General features: G+C 70.7%; 17 protein-coding genes. 14 read left to right on the top strand and 3 right to left on the bottom strand.

What is annotated here, in order from left to right; translation table 11 throughout:
* The first annotated feature begins 43 nt into the window (after positions 1-43).
* The 9 genes from rpmF (at position 44) to GCN81_RS25560 (ending at position 10,851) form a co-directional block, all read left to right on the top strand.
* A complete protein-coding gene (rpmF, locus tag GCN81_RS25600) occupies positions 44-214 on the top strand; it encodes a 50S ribosomal protein L32 (RefSeq protein WP_156726859.1) in 171 nt (56 codons plus the stop codon).
* 37 nt (positions 215-251) lie between these two features.
* Positions 252-1,085, top strand: coding sequence for a class I SAM-dependent methyltransferase (locus GCN81_RS25595; protein ID WP_156726858.1), 834 nt, complete (start codon positions 252-254; stop codon positions 1,083-1,085).
* Positions 1,086-1,227: 142 nt separating this feature from the next.
* Complete coding sequence (locus tag GCN81_RS25590) at positions 1,228-3,207, top strand: acyl-CoA dehydrogenase family protein (protein ID WP_197287778.1); 1,980 nt, start codon at positions 1,228-1,230, stop codon at positions 3,205-3,207.
* Between the two features lie 116 nt (positions 3,208-3,323).
* A complete protein-coding gene (gene dxr / locus GCN81_RS25585) occupies positions 3,324-4,616 on the top strand; it encodes a 1-deoxy-D-xylulose-5-phosphate reductoisomerase (RefSeq protein WP_156726857.1) in 1,293 nt (430 codons plus the stop codon).
* Positions 4,613-5,914 (top strand): M50 family metallopeptidase, encoded by a 1,302-nt coding sequence (locus tag GCN81_RS25580; RefSeq protein WP_156726856.1) that lies wholly within the window; start codon positions 4,613-4,615, stop codon positions 5,912-5,914. The genes dxr and GCN81_RS25580 overlap by 4 nt, the downstream gene beginning before the upstream one ends.
* A 176-nt stretch (positions 5,915-6,090) precedes the next feature.
* On the top strand, positions 6,091-7,245 hold the full coding sequence (ispG, locus tag GCN81_RS25575) for a flavodoxin-dependent (E)-4-hydroxy-3-methylbut-2-enyl-diphosphate synthase (RefSeq protein ID WP_156726855.1): 1,155 nt from the start codon (positions 6,091-6,093) through the stop codon (positions 7,243-7,245).
* 141 nt (positions 7,246-7,386) lie between these two features.
* Entirely contained in the window at positions 7,387-8,238 is an 852-nt protein-coding gene (locus GCN81_RS25570; protein ID WP_156726854.1) for a GNAT family N-acetyltransferase, read from the top strand.
* Between the two features lie 233 nt (positions 8,239-8,471).
* Positions 8,472-9,089: a GNAT family N-acetyltransferase gene (locus GCN81_RS25565; RefSeq protein WP_156726853.1), complete on the top strand. Its 618-nt coding sequence runs from the start codon at positions 8,472-8,474 to the stop codon at positions 9,087-9,089.
* Positions 9,090-9,156: 67 nt separating this feature from the next.
* On the top strand, positions 9,157-10,851 hold the full coding sequence (locus GCN81_RS25560; RefSeq protein ID WP_156726852.1) for a proline--tRNA ligase: 1,695 nt from the start codon (positions 9,157-9,159) through the stop codon (positions 10,849-10,851).
* 753 nt (positions 10,852-11,604) lie between these two features.
* Here GCN81_RS25560 and GCN81_RS25555 read toward each other — a convergent pair.
* The 3 genes from GCN81_RS25555 to GCN81_RS25545 form a co-directional block, all read right to left on the bottom strand.
* On the bottom strand, positions 11,605-12,507 hold the full coding sequence (locus tag GCN81_RS25555) for an aminoglycoside phosphotransferase family protein (RefSeq protein WP_156726851.1): 903 nt from the start codon (positions 12,505-12,507) through the stop codon (positions 11,605-11,607).
* Between the two features lie 104 nt (positions 12,508-12,611).
* A complete protein-coding gene (locus GCN81_RS25550; protein WP_156727145.1) occupies positions 12,612-13,064 on the bottom strand; it encodes a ferritin-like domain-containing protein in 453 nt (150 codons plus the stop codon).
* Positions 13,065-13,096: 32 nt separating this feature from the next.
* On the bottom strand, positions 13,097-13,645 hold the full coding sequence (locus GCN81_RS25545; RefSeq protein WP_156726850.1) for a hypothetical protein: 549 nt from the start codon (positions 13,643-13,645) through the stop codon (positions 13,097-13,099).
* Between the two features lie 252 nt (positions 13,646-13,897).
* Between GCN81_RS25545 and rimP the strand changes: the two genes are divergently transcribed.
* The 5 genes from rimP to GCN81_RS25520 all read left to right on the top strand — a co-directional run bounded on the left by rimP (position 13,898) and on the right by GCN81_RS25520 (position 19,511).
* Positions 13,898-14,413, top strand: a complete 516-nt coding sequence (gene rimP / locus GCN81_RS25540) for a ribosome maturation factor RimP (RefSeq protein WP_156726849.1) — start codon at positions 13,898-13,900, stop codon at positions 14,411-14,413.
* A 2-nt stretch (positions 14,414-14,415) separates the two neighbouring features.
* On the top strand, positions 14,416-15,444 hold the full coding sequence (gene nusA / locus GCN81_RS25535) for a transcription termination factor NusA (RefSeq protein WP_156726848.1): 1,029 nt from the start codon (positions 14,416-14,418) through the stop codon (positions 15,442-15,444).
* A gap of 104 nt (positions 15,445-15,548) precedes the next feature.
* Positions 15,549-15,827: a YlxR family protein gene (locus GCN81_RS25530; RefSeq protein WP_156726847.1), complete on the top strand. Its 279-nt coding sequence runs from the start codon at positions 15,549-15,551 to the stop codon at positions 15,825-15,827.
* A gap of 145 nt (positions 15,828-15,972) precedes the next feature.
* Positions 15,973-19,050 (top strand): translation initiation factor IF-2, encoded by a 3,078-nt coding sequence (gene infB / locus GCN81_RS25525; protein ID WP_156726846.1) that lies wholly within the window; start codon positions 15,973-15,975, stop codon positions 19,048-19,050.
* Between the two features lie 164 nt (positions 19,051-19,214).
* On the top strand, positions 19,215-19,511 hold the full coding sequence (locus GCN81_RS25520; protein ID WP_156726845.1) for a DUF503 domain-containing protein: 297 nt from the start codon (positions 19,215-19,217) through the stop codon (positions 19,509-19,511).
* The last annotated feature ends 100 nt before the right edge of the window (positions 19,512-19,611 follow it).

Here is a 19,611-nt window from a genome sequence, read left to right as displayed (position 1 = left end):
CCCTCATCGAAAGCGACAATCGTTTTCATGTAGAGTGGCGGGCATGGCAGTTCCGAAGCGCAAGATGTCCCGTTCCAACACCCGTCACCGTCGTGCCCAGTGGAAGGCGAGCACCCCCGCTCTGGTGTCCGTCTACATCGAGGGCCGCGAGTACGCCGTACCCCAACGCCTCGTCCGCGCCTACGAGCGCGGCCTGATCACACCCGAAGGCTGAGAACCCGTCTGACCCACTGACCCTGCAGGAGGCAGTGATGAGCAAGATCGCACCCCAACTCGGCACCGTCCAGGAGACCTTGCTCATCACGCTCTACGGCAGGGCCGTGGAGACCGCCGACCCGGGCGGGATGCTGCGCGACCCGAAGTCCGTCGAGGTGACGGAGGCCATCGACTACGACTTCGCGAAGTTCGACGGCAAGCCCAGCCTCCTCGGCGTCAACTTCCGCACCCTGCTGTACGACTCCTGGGTACGCCGCTTCCTCGCCGAGCACCCGACCGGCACCGTCGTCGAACTCGGCTGCGGCCTCAACACCAGGCTCGAACGCACCGACAACGGCACCGCGCACTGGGTCGAGCTCGACCTCCCCGACGCCGTCGACCTGCGCCGCCACTTCTTCGCCGAGAGCGACCGCCGTACGATCATCGGCGCGTCCGTGCTCGACACCTCCTGGCACGACCGCGTCGCGGCACTCCCCGGGCCGTACCTCTTCGTCGCGGAGGCCGTGCTGCCGTTCCTCGACGAGGACCGGGTGCGGTCGTTCGTACGGGACCTGAGCGGACGCTTCCCCGGCGCGCTGCTGGCCACCGACACCTCGGCCCAGGACATGGTCGATACCCAGGACCAGCACGACGTACTGAGCATGATGGCCGCCCGGATGGTCTGGGCCTGCGACGACCCCCGCGCGGTCGAGACCTGGGAGCCGGAGCCGGGTCCGCGGCTGCTGGAGAGCCGTACCTTCCTCGACTTCCCGAGTGAGCTGACCGACCCGCTCAGCGCCGCCCGGAAGGCGTTCGTCCAGGTGATGCGGACCGACTTCCGGGACAAGGCGGAGAGCTACCGGTTCAACCTCTTCCGGCTGGCTGGCTGATCCTTTCGCCACCCAGGGGGTGTCCGTTGCGCGCAGGCTGGTGCGAAAGGGCGGAATCGGGTACCAACGAGCGAGTAGCACCGGTCGGTAACCAACGGCCCGGCCGGTTCCGTCGACCCCCTAGCGGCGAGGTGAGCTCCTCATGTCCGCCACACCCTCCTCCCAGCCCGCGCAGCCCGCTCAGTCCTCCCAGCCCGCGCACGCGGCCAAGGTCTCCGAGCGCGAGGCCCGCCAAGTGGCCGAGGCCGCGCGCGAACAGGACTGGCAGAAGCCGAGTTTCGCCAAGGAACTGTTCCTCGGCCGCTTCCGGATCGACCTGATCCACCCGCATCCGCTCCCCGCCGACGAAGACGCCCAGCGCGGCGAGGAGTTCCTGGCCAAACTCCGCGACTTCTGCGAGACGAAGATCGACGGGGCCCGTATCGAGCGCGAGGCGAAGATCCCCGACGAGGTGATCAACGGCCTCAAGGAACTCGGCGCGCTCGGAATGAAGATCGACACCAAGTACGGCGGCCTCGGCCTCACCCAGGTGTACTACAACAAGGCCCTCGCCCTGGTCGGCTCCGCCAACCCCTCGATCGGCGCACTGCTCTCGGCGCACCAGTCCATTGGCGTACCGCAGCCACTGAAGCTCTTCGGCACCCAGGAGCAGAAGGACACCTACCTGCCCCGGCTGGCCCGTACCGACATCTCGGCCTTCCTGCTCACCGAGCCGGACGTGGGCTCCGACCCGGCCCGCCTGGCGACCACCGCCATCCCGGACGGTGACGACTACTTGCTGGACGGGGTGAAACTCTGGACCACCAACGGGGTCGTCGCCGACCTCCTGGTCGTCATGGCCCGCGTCCCCAAGTCCGATGGCCACAAGGGCGGCATCACCGCCTTCGTCGTCGAGGCCGCGGCCGACGGCGTCACCGTGGAGCACCGCAACGCCTTCATGGGCCTGCGCGGCCTGGAGAACGGCGTCACCCGCTTCCACCAGGTCAGGGTCCCCGCCGCCAGCCGCATCGGCCCCGAGGGAGCGGGCCTGAAGATCGCCCTCACCACCCTCAACACCGGCCGCCTCTCGCTGCCCGCCATGTGCGTCGGCGCCGGAAAGTGGAGCCTGAAGATCGCCCGTGAGTGGTCGACCGTCCGCGAGCAGTGGGGCAAGCCGGTCGCCAAGCACGAGGCCGTCGGCGCGAAGATCTCGTTCATCGCCGCGACCACCTTCGCCCTCGAAGCCGTACTCGACCTGTCCTCGCAGATGGCCGACGAGGACCGCAACGACATCCGCATCGAGGCCGCGCTCGCCAAGCTGTACGGCTCCGAGATGGCCTGCCTGATCGCCGACGAACTGGTCCAGATCCGCGGCGGCCGAGGCTTCGAGACCGCCGACTCACTGGCCGCCCGCGGTGAACGCGCCGTGCCCGCCGAACAGCTGCTGCGCGACCTGAGGATCAACCGCATCTTCGAGGGCTCCACGGAGATCATGCACCTCCTCATCGCCCGCGAGGCCGTCGACGCCCACCTCAAGGTCGCGGGGGACCTCATCGACCCGGACAAGTCGCTGGGCGACAAGGCGAAGGCGGGCGCGCGGGCCGGAGGCTTCTACGCCCGCTGGCTGCCCAAACTGGTCACCGGACCAGGCCAGCTCCCGCGCACCTACGGCGAGTTCCACCCGCCGGGACACCGGGACCTCTCGGGCCACCTGCGCTACGTCGAACGCACCTCGCGCAAGCTGGCCCGCTCCACGTTCTACGCGATGTCCCGCTGGCAGGGGCGGATGGAGACGAAACAGGGCTTTCTGGGCCGGATCGTCGACATCGGCGCCGAACTGTTCGCGATGAGCGCCGCCTGCGTACGGGCGGAACTCCTGCGCACCACGGACGACCACGGCCAGGCGGCCTACCAACTCGCGGACGTCTTCTGCCGCCAGGCCCGCCTGCGGGTCGAGGAGCTCTTCGGCCGCCTGTGGAACAACACCGACGATCTGGATCGCAAGGTCGTCTCGGGCGTCCTCTCGGGGACGTACACCTGGCTCGAACAGGGCGTCATCGACGCCAGCGGTGACGGCCCCTGGATCGCCGACGCCACGCCGGGCCCGGCGAAGAAGGAGAACCTCCACCGCCCCATCCGCTGAACGAGCACACGTGAGAGGCCCGGCAGCCCACTGCCGGGCCTCTCGCCCGCTCGCCACGCGGCCATCAGTGGGGGAGCGGGGTCGGATCGCCCGGCGGTTGCGGCAACAATGGGGGGATGAGCGACTTGCCTGCCCCTCTCGCCGACCCGCATCTCGTCTTCGACCCCGTCGAAGGCCGCCGGGACATCGTCGTCCTCGGCTCCACGGGTTCCATCGGCACCCAGGCCATCGACCTGGTCCTGCGCAACCCCGACCGGTTCCGCGTCACCGCCCTCTCGGCGGCTGGTGGCCGGGTCGATCTGCTGGCCGAGCAGGCCAGGCGGCTGCGGGTGTCCACCGTCGCGGTCGCCCGCGAGGATGCCGTACCCGCACTGCGCGAGGCACTCGCCGCGCGGTACGGCACGCAGGACGGCACCGAGCCGCTCCCCGAGATCCTGGCGGGCCCCGACGCCGCGGCCCAGCTCGCCGCCAGCGACTGCCACACCGTGCTCAACGGCATCACCGGCTCCATCGGCCTCGCGCCGACCCTCGCGGCCCTGGAGGCCGGACGGACCCTGGCCCTGGCCAACAAGGAGTCGCTGATCGTCGGCGGCCCGCTGGTCAAGGCGCTGGCCAGGCCCGGCCAGATCATCCCGGTCGACTCCGAGCACGCCGCGCTCTTCCAGGCGCTAGCCGCCGGCACCCGCGCCCAGGTGCGCAAGCTGGTCGTCACGGCGTCCGGTGGGCCCTTCCGGGGGCGTACGAAGGCGGAGCTGGCGCACGTCACCCCCCAGGACGCGCTCGCCCACCCCACCTGGGCGATGGGCCCGGTCATCACCGTCAACTCCGCGACCCTGGTCAACAAGGGCCTGGAGGTCATCGAGGCGCACCTGCTCTACGACATCCCCTTCGACCGCATCGAGGTCGTCGTCCACCCGCAGTCCTACGTCCACTCCATGGTCGAGTTCACCGACGGTTCCACCCTGGCCCAGGCCACCCCGCCGGACATGAGCGGTCCGATCGCCATCGGCATCGGCTGGCCCGAGCGGATTCCGGACGCCGCCCCGGCCTTCGACTGGTCGAAGGCGTCCAGCTGGGAGTTCTTCCCGCTGGACACCGAGGCTTTCCCCTCGGTCGGACTCGCCCGGCACGTCGGCGCGCTCGGCGGGACCGCCCCGGCGGTGTTCAACGCCGCGAACGAGGAGTGCGTGGACGCCTTCCTCGCGGGCAGGCTGCCGTTCAACGGCATCATGGAGACGGTCACCGAGGTCGTCACCGAACACGGCACCCCGGGTACGGGAACTTCCCTGACGGTCGCGGACGTCCTCGATGCGGAGGCCTGGGCACGAGCCCGGGCCCGTGAGCTCGCCGGTCTCGCGGCCTTGGCGGGACCGAAGACGACGCAAGAGACCGCGGAGGCTCGTGCATGACGACCCTGATGATGATCCTCGGCATAGTCGTCTTCGTAGTCGGGCTGCTGTTCTCGATCGCCTGGCACGAGCTGGGGCATCTGAGTACCGCGAAGCTGTTCGGCATCCGGGTGCCGCAGTACATGGTCGGCTTCGGTCCGACGATCTTCTCGCGCCGGAAGGGCGAGACCGAGTACGGCGTCAAGGCGATCCCGCTCGGCGGCTATATCCGCATGATCGGGATGTTCCCGCCGGGCAAGGACGGACGCCTGGAGGCCCGCTCGACCTCGCCCTGGCGCGGCATGATCGAGGACGCCCGCTCGGCGGCGTTCGAGGAGCTCCAGCCAGGCGACGAGAAGCGGCTGTTCTACACACGCGCGCCGTGGAAACGCGTGATCGTGATGTTCGCCGGTCCGTTTATGAACCTCATCCTCGCCATCGCGATCTTCCTCGGCGTGCTGATGACCTTCGGCTGGAACGAACAGACGACCACCGTCGGCCGGGTCTCGGACTGTGTGATCCAGCAGAGCGAGAACCGCACGGTCTGCGAGAAGGGCGACACGCCCGCACCCGCCAAGGCCGCGGGCCTGGAGGCGGGCGACAAGATCGTCGCGTTCAATGGACAGAAGGTCGACGACTGGTCGGCACTCCAGTCCCGTATCCGCGAAACCCTCGGCCCGGCCACCATCACCGTCGATCGCGACGGCGTCCGCCAGGACCTCAAGGCTGATCTGATCAAGAACCAGGTCAGCAAGACGGACGGCAGTGGTGGCTATGTGGAGGGCGAGTACGTCTACGCGGGCTTCCTCGGCTTCACCCCGGCCTCCGGCATCGTGAAGCAGTCGTTCCCGGAATCCGTGGACCGTATGGGCACCATCATGGAGAACGGCTTCCAGGCGCTGATCGCCCTCCCGTCCAAGGTCCCCGACCTGTGGAACGCCGCCTTCAGCGACGGCGAGCGCAAGCAGGACTCCCCGATGGGCGTGGTCGGCGCGGCCCGCGTCGGTGGCGAGGTCTTCACCCTGGACATCCCGCCGGAGAACCAGATCGCGATGATGCTGTTCCTCGTCGCGGGCTTCAACCTGTCGCTCTTCCTGTTCAACATGCTGCCGCTGCTGCCCCTGGACGGCGGCCATATCGCGGGCGCCCTGTGGGAGTCGCTGCGCCGGAAGCTGGCCCGGCTCTTCAAGCGGCCCGACCCCGGCCCGTTCGACGTCGCGAAGCTGATGCCCGTCGCCTATGTGGTGGCCGGAATCTTCATCTGCTTCACGATTCTGGTCCTGATCGCGGACGTCGTTAACCCGGTGAAAATCTCCTGACCGTACGTGGTGCACGGCAGGGTCGCGGCAGCCGGACCCAGGCGGGGTCCGGCTGCCCCACCATCGGGTGTGTTTGGCGGTGCGGTGTGCTCGGCGCGTTGGCCGTGGCGTAATCTCGAAGTCTGGAGCCCGCCGATACCGGGACCTTGATCCACACCGTTGGGGTTGCACAGCAGATGACTGCGATTTCTCTGGGAATGCCGTCCGTACCGACCAAGCTCGCCGAGCGTCGCCGTTCGCGGCAGATCCAGGTCGGGACGGTGGCGGTGGGCGGGGACGCGCCGGTTTCGGTGCAGTCGATGACCACGACGCGTACCGCTGACATCGGGGCGACGCTCCAGCAGATCGCCGAACTCACGGCGTCCGGCTGCCAGATCGTCCGCGTCGCGTGCCCGACTCAGGACGACGCGGACGCGCTGGCCACGATCGCGCGCAAGTCCCAGATCCCGGTCATCGCCGATATCCACTTCCAGCCGAAGTACGTGTTCGCGGCGATCGACGCCGGGTGCGCGGCGGTGCGCGTCAACCCGGGCAACATCAAGCAGTTCGACGACAAGGTCAAGGAGATCGCGGGCGCCGCCGCGGCGAGCGGCACTCCGATCCGTATCGGCGTCAACGCCGGATCGCTGGACGCGCGGCTCCTGAAGAAGTACGGCAAGGCCACGCCCGAGGCGCTGGTCGAGTCGGCGCTCTGGGAGTGCTCGCTGTTCGAGGAGCACGGCTTCCGGGACATCAAGATCTCCGTGAAGCACAACGACCCGGTGATCATGGTCAACGCCTACCGCCAGCTGGCAGCCCAGTGCGACTACCCGCTGCACCTCGGCGTCACCGAGGCAGGTCCCGCGTTCCAGGGCACCATCAAGTCGGCCGTCGCCTTCGGCGCCCTGCTCAGCGAGGGCATCGGTGACACGATCCGGGTCTCCCTCTCCGCGCCGCCCGCCGAAGAGGTCAAGGTCGGCACGCAGATCCTGGAGTCGCTGAACTTGAAGCAGCGTCGGCTGGAAATCGTCTCCTGCCCGTCCTGTGGGCGTGCCCAGGTGGACGTCTACAAGCTGGCCGAGGAAGTCACCGCGGGCCTGGACGGCATGGAGGTGCCGCTGCGCGTCGCGGTCATGGGCTGCGTCGTCAACGGCCCCGGCGAGGCCCGCGAGGCCGACCTCGGTGTCGCCTCCGGCAACGGCAAGGGCCAGATCTTCGTCAAGGGCGAGGTCATCAAGACCGTCCCCGAGTCGAAGATCGTCGAGACCCTGATCGACGAGGCGATGAAGATCGCCGAGCAGATGGAGCGCGACGGCGTCGCCTCGGGCGAGCCCGAGGTCTCCGTCAGCTGAGAGCCTGCCCCCAGCTGAGAGCCTGCCTCCGCACCGCCGCTCACCCCACCACACGAGGCGTTCCCCGGGGCCTTCCAGGTACAGTGCCTGGAGATCAGCGACGCTCGGCGTTGCCCGTAAGGAGTGGTGGAGCGGCCTGAAGTGTTGACGCAGACGACGACCAGGGTTCTCGCACCCGGAGACCTCGACGCGGCCCTCGGGATCCTCGAGAGCGACCCCGTCGCGAACGCGTTCGTCACGTCGCGTGTCCTGGCCGCCGGGCTCGACCCCTGGCGTCTCGGCGGTGAGATGTGGGGCTGGTACGCGGGCGGCCGACTGCGCTCACTGTGCTACGCGGGCGCGAACCTCGTCCCGATCTGCGCGCCCCCCGACGCCGTACGCGCCTTCGTCGACCGGGCCCGTCGAGCGGGCCGACGCTGCTCGTCGATCGTCGGCCCGGCCGAGTCGACCACCCTGCTGTGGCAGTTGCTCGAACCAGGCTGGGGCCCGGCCCGCGAGGTCCGCGCCCACCAGCCGCTCATGGTCACCGACCGGATGCCCACCGACATCGCACCCGACCCGCTCGTCCGCCGTGTCCGCAAGGACGAGATGGACGCGATCATGCCCGCCTGCGTGGCCATGTTCACCGAGGAGGTCGGCATCTCGCCGCTCGCTGGTGACGGCGGGCTCCTCTACCAGGCACGGATCGCCGAACTGGTCGGCGCCGGACGCTCGTTCGCCCGGTTCGACCCGGACACCGGACAAGTCGTCTTCAAGGCCGAGATCGGCGCGGCGACCCCCACGGCCTGCCAGATCCAGGGCGTCTGGGTGGCGCCCGAGTTCCGCGGCCGCGGGCTCTCCGTGCCGGGCATGGCCGCGGTGCTGCGGTTCGCGCTCACCGATGTGGCGCCGGTGGCCAGCCTGTATGTGAACGACTACAACACCGCGGCCAGGGCCGCGTACCGCCGCGTCGGCTTCGAAGAGGTCGGCGCGTTCATGAGCGTCCTGTTCTGATCGTCGCGCGGTGGGCGCTAGGGGGCGTCTCCCCGATCTTCGCGGGCCCGCGACGCCTGGCACGGCGCCTCGACGCACGGCCGAATCACCCAAGTACGTCCAGTACGAGGGCGATCCGGCCGCGCGCCGATGCACCGCACCAGACGCCGCGGTCTGATCCGCGAAGATCGGAGAGACGCCCCCTAGGCCCGGAACCCGCTCCTGACCGGCGCGCCAGAGGTAGTCTCCCCGGCATGCTGAGCTTTCCCGGAGGCCGCCGCTCCCCGTCCCCGGACGACGTCGAGGTCGGGCCGCTCGACCTCGCCGCGCGCGTGGACGAGGCCCTCGCCGTGCAGGCCATCGCCTTCGGGCTCAGCCACGAAGAGGTCGGCGTACGCCGCCAGATCGTGCTGCGCCACATGCGCCAGCCAGGCGCCCGCGCGCTCGGTGCCACCACCCGCGACGGCCGCCTGGCCGGGTTCGTCTACGGCATGCCGAACGACCGCAGTCAGTGGTGGTCCACCGTCGTCGAGCCCTATCTGCGCAGCAGCGGCCACGACGACTGGCTCGACGACTCGTTCGTCATCACCGAGCTGCACGTCCACCCCGGCTTCCAGAACCGCGGTGTGGGCCGCGCCCTGATCACCACCCTCACCGATCCCGTCCCCGAGCCCCGCTCGATCCTCTCCGCGATCGACACCGACAGCCCCGCCCGCGGCCTCTACCACTCGCTCGGGTACATCGACCTGGCCCGCCGGGTGCACTTCCCGAGCGCCCCCAGCCCGTACGCCGTGATGGGTGCCCCGCTGCCGCTGCGCCGCCGCCCGGGACGCTTTGGCGGGGGCGTCGGACGCCGTCGTCCCGGCAACTGATTTCCGCCCGGGCCCGTGACCCGGTTAACCTCCTGAACAGTCGACGCTTTCCACGCAGGAGTTCACCATGGCCCAGGTCCAGCGCATGTCCCGATTGATGATCAAGACACTGCGCGATGACCCGGCTGACGCCGAGACGCTCAGTCACAAGCTGCTGGTCCGGGCCGGTTACGTACGCCGTAACGCGGCGGGCATCTGGTCCTGGCTGCCGCTCGGCAAGAAGGTGCTGGACAACGTCTCGCGCGTGGTCCGCGAGGAGATGGACGCCATCGGCGGCCAGGAGGTCCTGCTGCCCGCGCTGCTCCCCAAGGAGCCGTACGAGGCGTCCGGCCGCTGGGACGAGTACGGCGACCTGCTCTTCCGCGTCAAGGACCGCAAGGGTGCCGACCACCTCCTGGGCCCCACCCACGAGGAAGTCTTCACCCAGACCGTCAAGGACCAGTGCTCGTCCTACAAGGACCTGCCGGTGATCCTGTACCAGATCCAGACGAAGTACCGCGACGAGGCCCGGCCGCGCTCCGGCGTGCTGCGCGGCCGCGAGTTCCAGATGAAGGACTCGTACTCCTTTGACGTGAGCGACGAGGGCCTGGCCGCGTCCTACGCTCTGCACCGCGAGGCCTACCAGAAGATCTTCAAGCGCCTCGGCCTGGACTACCGCATCTGCTCGGCCGTCTCCGGTGCGATGGGCGGCTCGGCCTCGGAGGAGTTCCTGGCCCCGGCACCGGCGGGCGAGGACACCTTCGCGGACTGCCCCGCCTGTGACTACGCGGCGAACACCGAGGCGGTCACCTTCGCGTTGCAGCCGGTCGACGGCACGGTGCACGGCCCGGCCGAGGACCTGGACACTCCCGACACGCCGACCATCGAGACGCTTGCCGAGCACCTCGGCGTCCCGGCGTCGGCGACGCTCAAGAACCTCCTGGTCAAGGTCGACGGCGAGATCGTCGCGGTCGGTGTTCCCGGCGACCGCGAGGTGGACCTCGGCAAGCTGGCCGAGCACCTCGCCCCGGCCCAGGTCGAGCTGGTCACGGCCGACGACTTCACCGGCCGCCCCGACCTCGTACGCGGCTACGTCGGTCCGCAGGGCCTGGAGAAGGTCCGCTACATCGCCGACCCCCGGGTCGCCCCCGGCACCGCCTGGATCACCGGCGCCAACAAGCCCGACACGCACGCCCGCAACGTCGTCTGCGGCCGCGACTTCGAGGTCGACGACTACCTCGACGTGGTCGTCGTCGCCGAAGGCGACCCGTGCCCGGCCTGCGGCACCGGCCTGAAGCTGGACCGTGCGATCGAGATCGGCCACATCTTCCAGCTCGGCCGCAAGTACGCCGACACCTTCCAGCTCGACGTGCTGGGCCAGCAGGGCAAGCCGGTCCGCGTCACGATGGGCTCGTACGGCATCGGCGTGTCCCGTGCGGTGGCGGCGCTGGCCGAGCAGTCCGCCGACGACAAGGGCCTGTGCTGGGCCCGCGAGGTCGCCCCGGCCGACGTCCACATCGTCGCGGCGGGCAAGGCCGCGCAGACCGAGCTGGCGCTGTCCGTGGCCGACCAGCTGGCCGCGGCGGGCGTCCGCGTCCTGGTCGACGACCGTGCCGGGGTCTCCCCGGGCGTCAAGTTCACCGACGCGGAACTGATCGGTGTCCCGACCATCCTGGTCGCGGGCCGCCGCACGGCGGAGGGCGTCGTCGAACTGAAGGACCGCCGCACGGGCGAGCGCGAGGAACTCCCGGTCGCCGAGGCGATCGCCCGCCTCACGGCCTGACCCACCCGCTCCGCACCGACCGCGCGTGCGGGCCGCCAGTGGCCCGCACGCGCCGCTCCGTTCCCCAAGGGAGACGCCCCGATCAGCGGGCGTCTCCCCCGATCGTCGCGGGCGGGCGACGCCTGGCACGCGCCCCCAAGCTCTCGACTGCGCTCGAGCAGGGAGGAACTCCCTTCGGCGCACGGCTGAGCACGGCCGAGTACGGCCGCATCCCCCACGGACGTCCAGTACGCGGGCGGTCCGGCCGCACGCCGACGCACCACGTCCCCAACCTCACAGGGCAATACACCTAGGGCCTGTCCGGCGGATCATGCCGGGGTCGCGGGGTGTGGCACGCAGGCCCCCGCCCTCGGACTCGCTTCGCTCCGCTCGGGCGGGAGGGACCCCCTCGGCGTTGTCGTCCGTCACCATCGCTCCGCGATGTCTCAGTCCTCCGCCGTGCGGCCGCACGCACCAGGCCCCGCTCACCAGAACAGACAGCGCACCGAGCGCCCAGCCCGGCCTGATCCGCCGGACAGGCCCTGGCCGCTTCACGGCGGGCGTGGACTGGTCCGCGAAGATCGGAGAGCTGCTCCCCAGGGCTTGACCACCGGCTCAAACCAGGGAACGTCCTGCCTTCAGGGCCGCCGCTCGGCGCTGAGCGCCTGTGCGCGCCGGAGTCGCCGAGAACCTGTGTCACGCCACGGCCGGGCGCCCGCCGGCACGGCTGATGTCAGCCGCTGGCTCGGGCCGGGCCGTGGCCCACGGCGGGCTCTACAGCCAGGACGCCAGTTCCAGCAGGGGCTCGGCCTGGCGTGGGTGGTTTGTGCGGAGGGCTCGTACCGCGGTCTCCGTCGCCCGGAACAGGGTCCAGCCCCGCAGCCGCTCCCGGTCCACCTCCAGCGAGTCCGCCAGCTTGGCGACCCGGCGTCGCGCCGTGGCCGCGCCGCTGCTGGCGGCGACCAGGTCGTCGAGCCGGTCCAGGACGAGCGGGGCCAGATCGTAAGCGCGCTCCCCGACGACCGGGTCGGGGCCGACCGTGAGCCAGGGCGCCCGGTCTCCGGCGAGGACCTTGCCCTGACGGAAGGCGCCGTGCAGCAGGAACGCCTCACTGGCGTCCGCGACGAGCGCGGACCGCGCGGCCAGGGCCGCGTCCGCCAGCGGCCGTACGGAGTCGTCCGCCGATTCCAGAGCCGTGGCGCGCCGGGCCGTCCGTACCTCGACCGTCTCGAAGGCGTGCGACGCGGGCGGCGCGACCCACAGCCGCCGCACCGTACCCGTCGCCTCCAGCAGCGCCTTCGCCTCGGGCAGCGACCGCAGTGAGACATCGGCGTGCAGCCGTTCCAGGAGCAGCGCCCCGTCCTCGCCGTGCTCCAGGAGCTGGCACGCCCCCCAGCCGTCCCAGTGGGCCAGCGCCGCCGCCTCCAGGCCTGGCTGGGCGGCGGGCGGTGCCAGCTTCAGGACGGCGGGCGTGCCGTCCGGCCGCCGTACGAGGACGACCAGGCTGGAGCGGCCACCGGGGGCCTGCACCCGCTCGACGGTCAGCTCGCGCCGGGAGACGGCCTCCTGGGCCGTCTGGGGCAGCTTCTCCAGCCACCCGGCCGTGCCGTCGCGCTCGGCGTCGTCCGGCGACTCGCCGAGCGCCTGGACGAGGCGCTGCGGCGGTTCGAAAGCCATGCGTGCGTAGTTCCTTTCGCCCTGCTCAGGTCGCTCGGGTTGGTCGGGGCGGTCGGGGTCGGTCGTCGGCCAGGTCGGTGGAATCGGGCGGAGCCCAGGGAAGGCTACGCCGTGTCGGTGGCCCGTTCGGCGAGCCCGGGGAAGGCTACGGCGCTGCCGCGCCACCGCGCCGCCCGCACCGCCGCCTCGCGCAGCGCGTCGGCGGCCTCCTGGCGCTTGGCGCCGCCCGCCGCGGCGACCAGGTCCGCGTAGACCCCGGCGACCCGGTCCTCCAGCTCGGTGGCGAGCCGCACCGCGGCGGCGGCGTCCGGCACCGGGAAGGGCAGGGCGTAGCCCGCGGCGGCGGGCTCGGGCTCCTCGCCCAGGCCGCGCACGGTGCGCTGGAGGGTGTCACGGCGGGCGCGGTGGGCGTCGTACGCGGCGCGCGCCTCGGCCTTGCGGTCCTTGCCGATCCGGCCCCCGACCACCCCGTAGCCGTACACCGCGGCGTGCTCCGCCCGCAGGGCCGCCTGGTAGGCGGCGGCCAGTGCCTCGCCCGCCTCGCGCACCTGTCGCATCTGCCGCACCTCGCCCGCCTGCCGCACCTCCCTCATCGGACCGCCCCGCTCAGCAGGTAAGCGTGGGCGTCGCCCGCCGCCGCGACCGAGGCCAGCAGCCTGGCCTGCTCCCCGGGCAGGTCCCGGAGCGTGCCGCGGCGGGCGTCAGCCAGCTTCCGCTCGGCCGCCGCCAGCTGGGCCAGGGCTTCCTTCTCACTGGTGGGAACCGCCGCCCGGGCGCTGGCAGAGGCGGAAGCTGAGGCCGAGGCCGAGGCTGAGTCCGATGGCGCCGACGTGCCCTCCGGCCCGCCGCCGAACGCCTCCGCGTGCTGCCTGGCCGCCGCGCGCAGCGGCCGCAGCCGCTCCGCGAGCGCCGGGTGCGCGGCGATCACCGCGGTGTACCGGTCGGCCAGCTCGGCGCTGTCGCGCACCAGGCGCGCGCGTGCCCGCTCGGCCGCGCCAGGGCGCTTGCCCGCTGATGAGCCGGGCGCGTCATCGGTGCAGCCCGCGAGGAGCGCGGCACCGGCCGCACCGGCGAGCAGACTCCTTCGGCGTGGCCCCGGATTGGTACGTCGGCTACGCGACGGAAGAGTGAACGGCACGGCAGGCGTCCTCGTCGTAAGGCTCGTAAAGCTCGTGAGACTCGTCAGTCGGAAGGGTGGGGCGGGCGCGCGTCACCGCGGGGCCCGTGATCACCGTACCTGCGCCGCCCCCGCCCGTCGCCCACCGCGTGGCCAGCGGCAGGCGGCGGCGGACAGCGGGACGGTGGACGGCAACACCCTGTGCGACCGGATACCCTTTGACCTGACACGCGACGAACCCACAACAGCACACGCGGCCGAGGAGTCACCCGGATGAGCACCACCCAGAGCGAGAGGCTGCGCGGACTACTGGAACCGCTCGTCAGCTCCAAGGATCTGGACCTCGAAGAAGTCACCGTGACCCCGGCCGGCAAGCGACGTGTGCTCAGCATCGTGGTCGACGCCGACGGCGGTGTGCATCTCGACACCTGCGCCGAGCTCAGCCGGGAGATCTCCGAGAAGCTGGACGAGACGGACGCCATGGGCTCCGGCGAGTACGTACTCGAAGTGACCTCCCCCGGCGCGGACCGCCCGCTCACCCAGCACCGCCACTACGTGCGCGCCATCGACCGCCTGGTCAAGTTCCAGCTGACGCCCGAGGCAGGTCCCGGCGAGCTGGTCGCGCGCATCCTGAAGGTGGACGACGAAGGCCTCGACCTAGAGGTGCCCGGCGTGAAGGGCCGTAAGGCCACCGCCCGGCGGCTCGCGTTCGCGGACATCGCGAAGGCCCGTGTGGAGATCGAGTTCAGCCGTAAAAACAAAAACGAAGAGAACGAAGAGGAGGCGTAGCCGTGGACATCGACATGAGTGCCCTGCGGGGTCTGGTCCGTGAGAAGGAGATCTCCTTCAACCTGCTGGTCGAGGCGATCGAGTCGGCCCTCCTCATCGCCTACCACCGCACCGAGGGAAGCCGCCGTCACGCGCGCGTCGAGCTCGACCGGGAAACCGGCCATGTGACGGTCTGGGCGAAGGAGGACCCCGAGGACCTCGCCGGTCTGGACGAGGGCACGGCGCCCCGCGAGTTCGACGACACCCCGTCCGGGTTCGGCCGGATCGCCGCGTCCACCGCCAAGCAGGTCATCCTGCAGCGACTGCGGGACGCGGAGGACGACGCGACGCTCGGCGAGTACGCGGGCCGTGAGGGCGACATCGTGACGGGCGTGGTCCAGCAGGGCCGCGACCCGAAGAACATCCTGGTCGACATCGGCAAGCTGGAAGCGATCCTGCCGGTGCAGGAGCAGGTCCCGGGTGAGGAGTACCAGCACGGGATGCGGCTGCGCTCGTATGTCGTGCGCGTGGCCAAGGGCGTACGCGGCCCGTCGGTCACTCTTTCGCGTACTCATCCGAACCTGGTGAAGAAGCTCTTCGAGCTGGAGGTCCCGGAGATCGCCGACGGTTCGGTGGAGATCGCGGCGATCGCGCGCGAGGCCGGTCACCGCACCAAGATCGCGGTCCGCTCCACCCGCTCGGGACTGAACGCCAAGGGCGCCTGCATCGGCCCGATGGGCGGCCGGGTGCGCAATGTGATGGCCGAGCTCAACGGCGAGAAGATCGACATCGTCGACTGGTCGGACGACCCGGCGGACATGGTGGCCCACGCGCTGTCCCCGGCCAGGGTCAGCAAGGTCGAGGTCGTGGACCTGGCCGCCCGGTCGGCCCGGGTGACCGTCCCCGACTACCAGCTGTCACTGGCGATCGGCAAGGAAGGGCAGAACGCCCGGCTCGCCGCCCGGCTGACCGGCTGGCGTATCGACATCCGCCCGGACACTGAGGTCGGCGAGGGCGAGGGCGAGTACCGCCGGGAGCGTCGGGACCACTGATCGACCACTGGTCGATCTCTGAGATCGACCACTGAGATCAAGACGACATCCGTTCGATTCTTCACCCAATGGGGTGAGGTCGGTACGGGGAGGTAGACTTAAGCGTGTCTGGCCGGACGCATGCCCGTGCATGCCCTGAGCGAACGTGCGTGGGATGTCGGGAGCGAGCGGCTAAGAGCGATCTGCTGCGGGTCGTGGTGATCGAGGGTGTATGTGTCCCCGATCATCGCGGTACGCTGCCCGGCCGGGGTGCTTACGTACACCCCGCCCAGGTCTGTCTCGATCTGGCGGTCCGCCGTCGGGCGTTTCTCCGGTCGTTCCGCGTCCGGGGCCCGCTCGACACCGCGGATCTCAGCCGTTACGTCGAGCAGGCGAAACCGTAAAACGTGCCGTGCGGAACCCCGTGCGGCCCTGGTACCCCGCGAGTTGGAAGTAGGTCGAGATTGCGATGAGCACTCGATGAGCACGCGATGAGTACGCCCATGAAGTAGCGACGGTCCGGCGTAACCCGGACCTAAAAGGAGCGAAGTGGCTAAGGTCCGGGTATACGAGCTCGCCAAGGAGTTCGGGGTGGAGAGCAAGGTCGTCATGGCCAAGCTCCAAGAACTCGGTGAATTCGTCCGTTCGGCGTCCTCGACCATCGAGGCGCCCGTTGTACGCAAGCTGACCGACGCGTTGCAGGGGCCCGGCTCCGCCGGCAAGTCCCCCGCGAAGCCCGCGCCGCGCAAGTCGGCGCCCAAGCCGGCGTCGCCGTCGGCACCGTCCCCCGCGCAGGTAGCCAAGCCTGCCGCGCCCAAGCCCGCGCCGGCGCCCAAGCCCGCCGCGGCTGAGAAGCCCGCACCGGCGGCACCCGCCGCCCCCGCGGCACCCGCCCCGCGGCCGGGCCCGAAGCCCGCGCCCAAGCCCGCCCCCGCTGCTCCGGCCCAGCCCGAGTTCACGGCGCCCCCCGCGGCCCCGTCGACTCCCTCGGCGCCGAAGCCCGCTGGTGCGCGCCCCGGCGCGCCCAAGCCCGGTGGCCGTCCGGCCCCCGGCCAGGGTGGTCAGGGCGGTCAGGGTCAGTCCCGTCCCGGCGGGGAGCGTGCTCCGCGCCCCGGTGGCGAGCGCGCCCCGCGTCCCGGTGGCGGTCGTCCGACCGGCCCGCGTCCGGGCAACAATCCCTTCACCTCTGGTGGCTCCACCGGCATGGCGCGCCCGCAGGCGCCCCGTCCCGGCGGCGCGCCTCGTCCCGGTGGCCCTGGCGGCCCCGGTGGCGCTCCCGGCCCGCGCCCGCAGGGTGGCGGCCAGGGTGCCCCGCGTCCGCAGGGTCAGGGCGGCCAGGCCGGCCGTCCCACCCCCGGTGGCATGCCCCGTCCGCAGGGCGGCGCCCCGCGTCCCGGTGGTGGCCCCGGCGGTAACCGTCCGAACCCGGGCATGATGCCGCAGCGTCCCGCTGCTGGCCCGCGTCCCGGTGGTGGCCCTGGTGGCGGCGGTGGCCGTGGCCCGGGTGGCGGCGGTCGTCCCGGCGGTGCCGGTGGCGCGCGTCCCGGCTTCGCCGGTCGTCCGGCCGGTCCCGGTGGCGGCGGTCGTCCCGGTGGCGGCGGCGGCTTCGGTGGCGGCGGTGGCCGTCCCGGTGGTGGCGGCGGCTTCGGCGGTCGTCCCGGCTTCGGTGGCCGTCCCGGCGGTCCCGGTGCCCGTGGTGGCACACAGGGCGCCTTCGGCCGTCCCGGTGGTCCCGCGCGTCGTGGCCGTAAGTCGAAGCGGCAGAGGCGCCAGGAGTACGAGGCCATGCAGGCCCCGTCGGTCGGCGGCGTGATGCTGCCTCGCGGCAACGGCGAAGCCGTTCGCCTGTCGCGTGGTGCCTCGCTCACCGACTTCGCGGAGAAGATCAACGCCAACCCGGCGTCGCTCGTCGCCGTGATGATGAACCTCGGCGAGATGGTCACGGCCACGCAGTCCGTCTCCGACGAGACGCTGCACCTGCTCGGCGACGAGATGAACTACACGGTTCAGATCGTCAGCCCCGAGGAGGAGGACCGCGAGCTCCTCGAGTCCTTCGACATCGAGTTCGGCGAGGACGAGGGCGGCGAGGAGTACCTGGCCGCGCGTCCGCCGGTGGTGACCGTCATGGGTCACGTCGACCACGGTAAGACCCGACTGCTCGACGCCATCCGCAAGACGAACGTCATCGCGGGCGAGGCCGGCGGCATCACGCAGCACATCGGTGCGTACCAGGTCGCCACCGAGGTCAACGAGGAAGAGCGTCGCATCACCTTCATCGACACCCCGGGTCACGAGGCGTTCACCGCCATGCGTGCCCGTGGTGCCAAGTCGACCGACATCGCGATCCTCGTGGTGGCGGCCAATGACGGTGTGATGCCCCAGACGATCGAGGCGCTGAACCACGCCAAGGCGGCCGAGGTGCCGATCGTGGTCGCGGTCAACAAGATCGACGTCGAGGGCGCGGACCCGACCAAGGTGCGCGGTCAGCTGACCGAGTTCGGCCTGGTGGCCGAGGAGTACGGCGGCGACACCATGTTCGTCGACATCTCCGCCAAGGAGGGTCTGCACATCGACTCCCTCCTGGAGGCCGTGGTCCTCACCGCGGACGCCTCGCTCGACCTGCGGGCCAACCCGGAGCAGGACGCGCAGGGCATCGCGATCGAGGCCCACCTGGACAAGGGCCGCGGCGCCGTCGCGACCGTCCTGGTCCAGCGAGGCACGCTGCGCGTCGGTGACACGATGGTCGCCGGTGACGCGTACGGCCGTGTTCGCGCGATGCTCGACGACAAGGGCGAGAACGTCGCCGAGGCGGGTCCCTCGACCCCGGTCCTCGTGCTCGGTCTCACCAACGTCCCGGGCGCTGGCGACAACTTCCTGGTGGTCGACGAGGACCGTACGGCCCGTCAGATCGCCGAGAAGCGTGCCGCCCGTGAGCGCAACGCCGCATTCGCCAAGCGCACCCGCCGGGTGTCCCTCGAGGACCTCGACAAGGTGCTCAAGGCGGGCGAGGTCGAGCAGCTCAACCTCATCATCAAGGGCGACGCGTCCGGTTCGGTCGAGGCTCTCGAGTCCTCGCTGCTCCAGCTCGACGTCGGCGAAGAGGTCGACATCCGGGTCCTGCACCGCGGTGTCGGTGCGGTCACCGAGTCGGACATCGACCTGGCGATGGGCTCCGACGCCATCGTGATCGGCTTCAACGTGCGCGCCGCTGGGCGTGCCACGCAGATGGCCGACCGCGAGGGTGTGGACGTTCGCTACTACTCGGTCATCTACCAGGCGATCGAGGAGATCGAAGCGGCCCTCAAGGGCATGCTCAAGCCGGAGTTCGAAGAGGTCGAGCTCGGTACGGCGGAGATCCGCGAGGTCTTCCGCTCGTCCAAGCTGGGCAACATCGCCGGTGTGCTGGTCCGCTCCGGCGAGGTCAAGCGCAACACCAAGGCGCGCCTGCTGCGCGATGGCAAGGTCATCGCGGAGAACCTCAACATCTCCGGTCTGCGTCGCTTCAAGGACGACGTCACTGAGCTCCGCGAAGGCTTCGAGGGCGGTATCAACCTCGGAAACTTCAACGACATCAAGATCGACGACGTCATCGCGACGTACGAGATGCGCGAGAAGCCGCGCGGCTGACCGCTCGGCAACTCAACCGGCGTAGCCACGCCGGACGGATCGGGGCCGGTCGGCGGGAAGAAATTCCCGTCGATCGGCCCCGGCCGTTGCGTGTACGGTTTGGATGTCCCTGCCAAGCGGTTGGCGGGGCGCCGATCCCGTACCGGCGGGTCATCCGGATCAGCATGTATGTGGGGACACTGTCCTTCGATCTGCTCCTCGGCGACGTACGGTCGCTCAAGGAGAAGCGCTCTGTCGTCCGCCCGATCGTCGCCGAACTCCAGCGCAAGTACGCGGTGAGCGTGGCGGAGGTGGGTGACCAGGACCTCCATCGAAGGGCCCAGGTCGGTGTGGCGATGGTCTCGGGAGACGCCGGGCACCTCAGCGACGTACTGGACCGGTGCGAGCGGCTGGTCGCCGCCCGTCCCGAGGTGGAGCTTCTGTCCGTACGACGGCGGTTTCACGGCGAAGAAGACGACTGACGCACGGCACGGCACAGCACGGCACGGCAGACCGGCCTGGCACGACAGCACGACTGTAGATAACTGCGCTACGCAGAACTGAACAGCTCAGCAGCAAGAA

Source organism: Streptomyces apocyni (genome assembly GCF_009739465.1).
GTDB lineage: Bacteria > Actinomycetota > Actinomycetes > Streptomycetales > Streptomycetaceae > Streptomyces > Streptomyces apocyni.
The sequence above is the reverse complement of the archived record's forward strand: the minus strand, read 5'-3'. Positions and strand labels throughout refer to the sequence as shown.

Excerpts from the sequence above, each read along its gene's own strand:
- GCN81_RS25595 (WP_156726858.1), top strand. The coding sequence starts at position 252 with ATGAGCAAGATCGCACCCCAACTCGGCACCGTCCAGGAGACCTTGCTC.
- dxr (WP_156726857.1), top strand. The coding sequence starts at position 3,324 with ATGAGCGACTTGCCTGCCCCTCTCGCCGACCCGCATCTCGTCTTCGAC.
- GCN81_RS25590 (WP_197287778.1), top strand. The coding sequence starts at position 1,228 with ATGTCCGCCACACCCTCCTCCCAGCCCGCGCAGCCCGCTCAGTCCTCC.
- GCN81_RS25565 (WP_156726853.1), top strand. The coding sequence starts at position 8,472 with ATGCTGAGCTTTCCCGGAGGCCGCCGCTCCCCGTCCCCGGACGACGTC.
- GCN81_RS25555 (WP_156726851.1), bottom strand. The coding sequence starts at position 12,507 with ATGGCTTTCGAACCGCCGCAGCGCCTCGTCCAGGCGCTCGGCGAGTCG.
- GCN81_RS25550 (WP_156727145.1), bottom strand. The coding sequence starts at position 13,064 with ATGCGACAGGTGCGCGAGGCGGGCGAGGCACTGGCCGCCGCCTACCAG.
- rimP (WP_156726849.1), top strand. The coding sequence starts at position 13,898 with ATGAGCACCACCCAGAGCGAGAGGCTGCGCGGACTACTGGAACCGCTC.
- GCN81_RS25580 (WP_156726856.1), top strand. The coding sequence starts at position 4,613 with ATGACGACCCTGATGATGATCCTCGGCATAGTCGTCTTCGTAGTCGGG.
- rpmF (WP_156726859.1), top strand. The coding sequence starts at position 44 with ATGGCAGTTCCGAAGCGCAAGATGTCCCGTTCCAACACCCGTCACCGT.
- GCN81_RS25560 (WP_156726852.1), top strand. The coding sequence starts at position 9,157 with ATGGCCCAGGTCCAGCGCATGTCCCGATTGATGATCAAGACACTGCGC.
- GCN81_RS25520 (WP_156726845.1), top strand. The coding sequence starts at position 19,215 with ATGTATGTGGGGACACTGTCCTTCGATCTGCTCCTCGGCGACGTACGG.
- ispG (WP_156726855.1), top strand. The coding sequence starts at position 6,091 with ATGACTGCGATTTCTCTGGGAATGCCGTCCGTACCGACCAAGCTCGCC.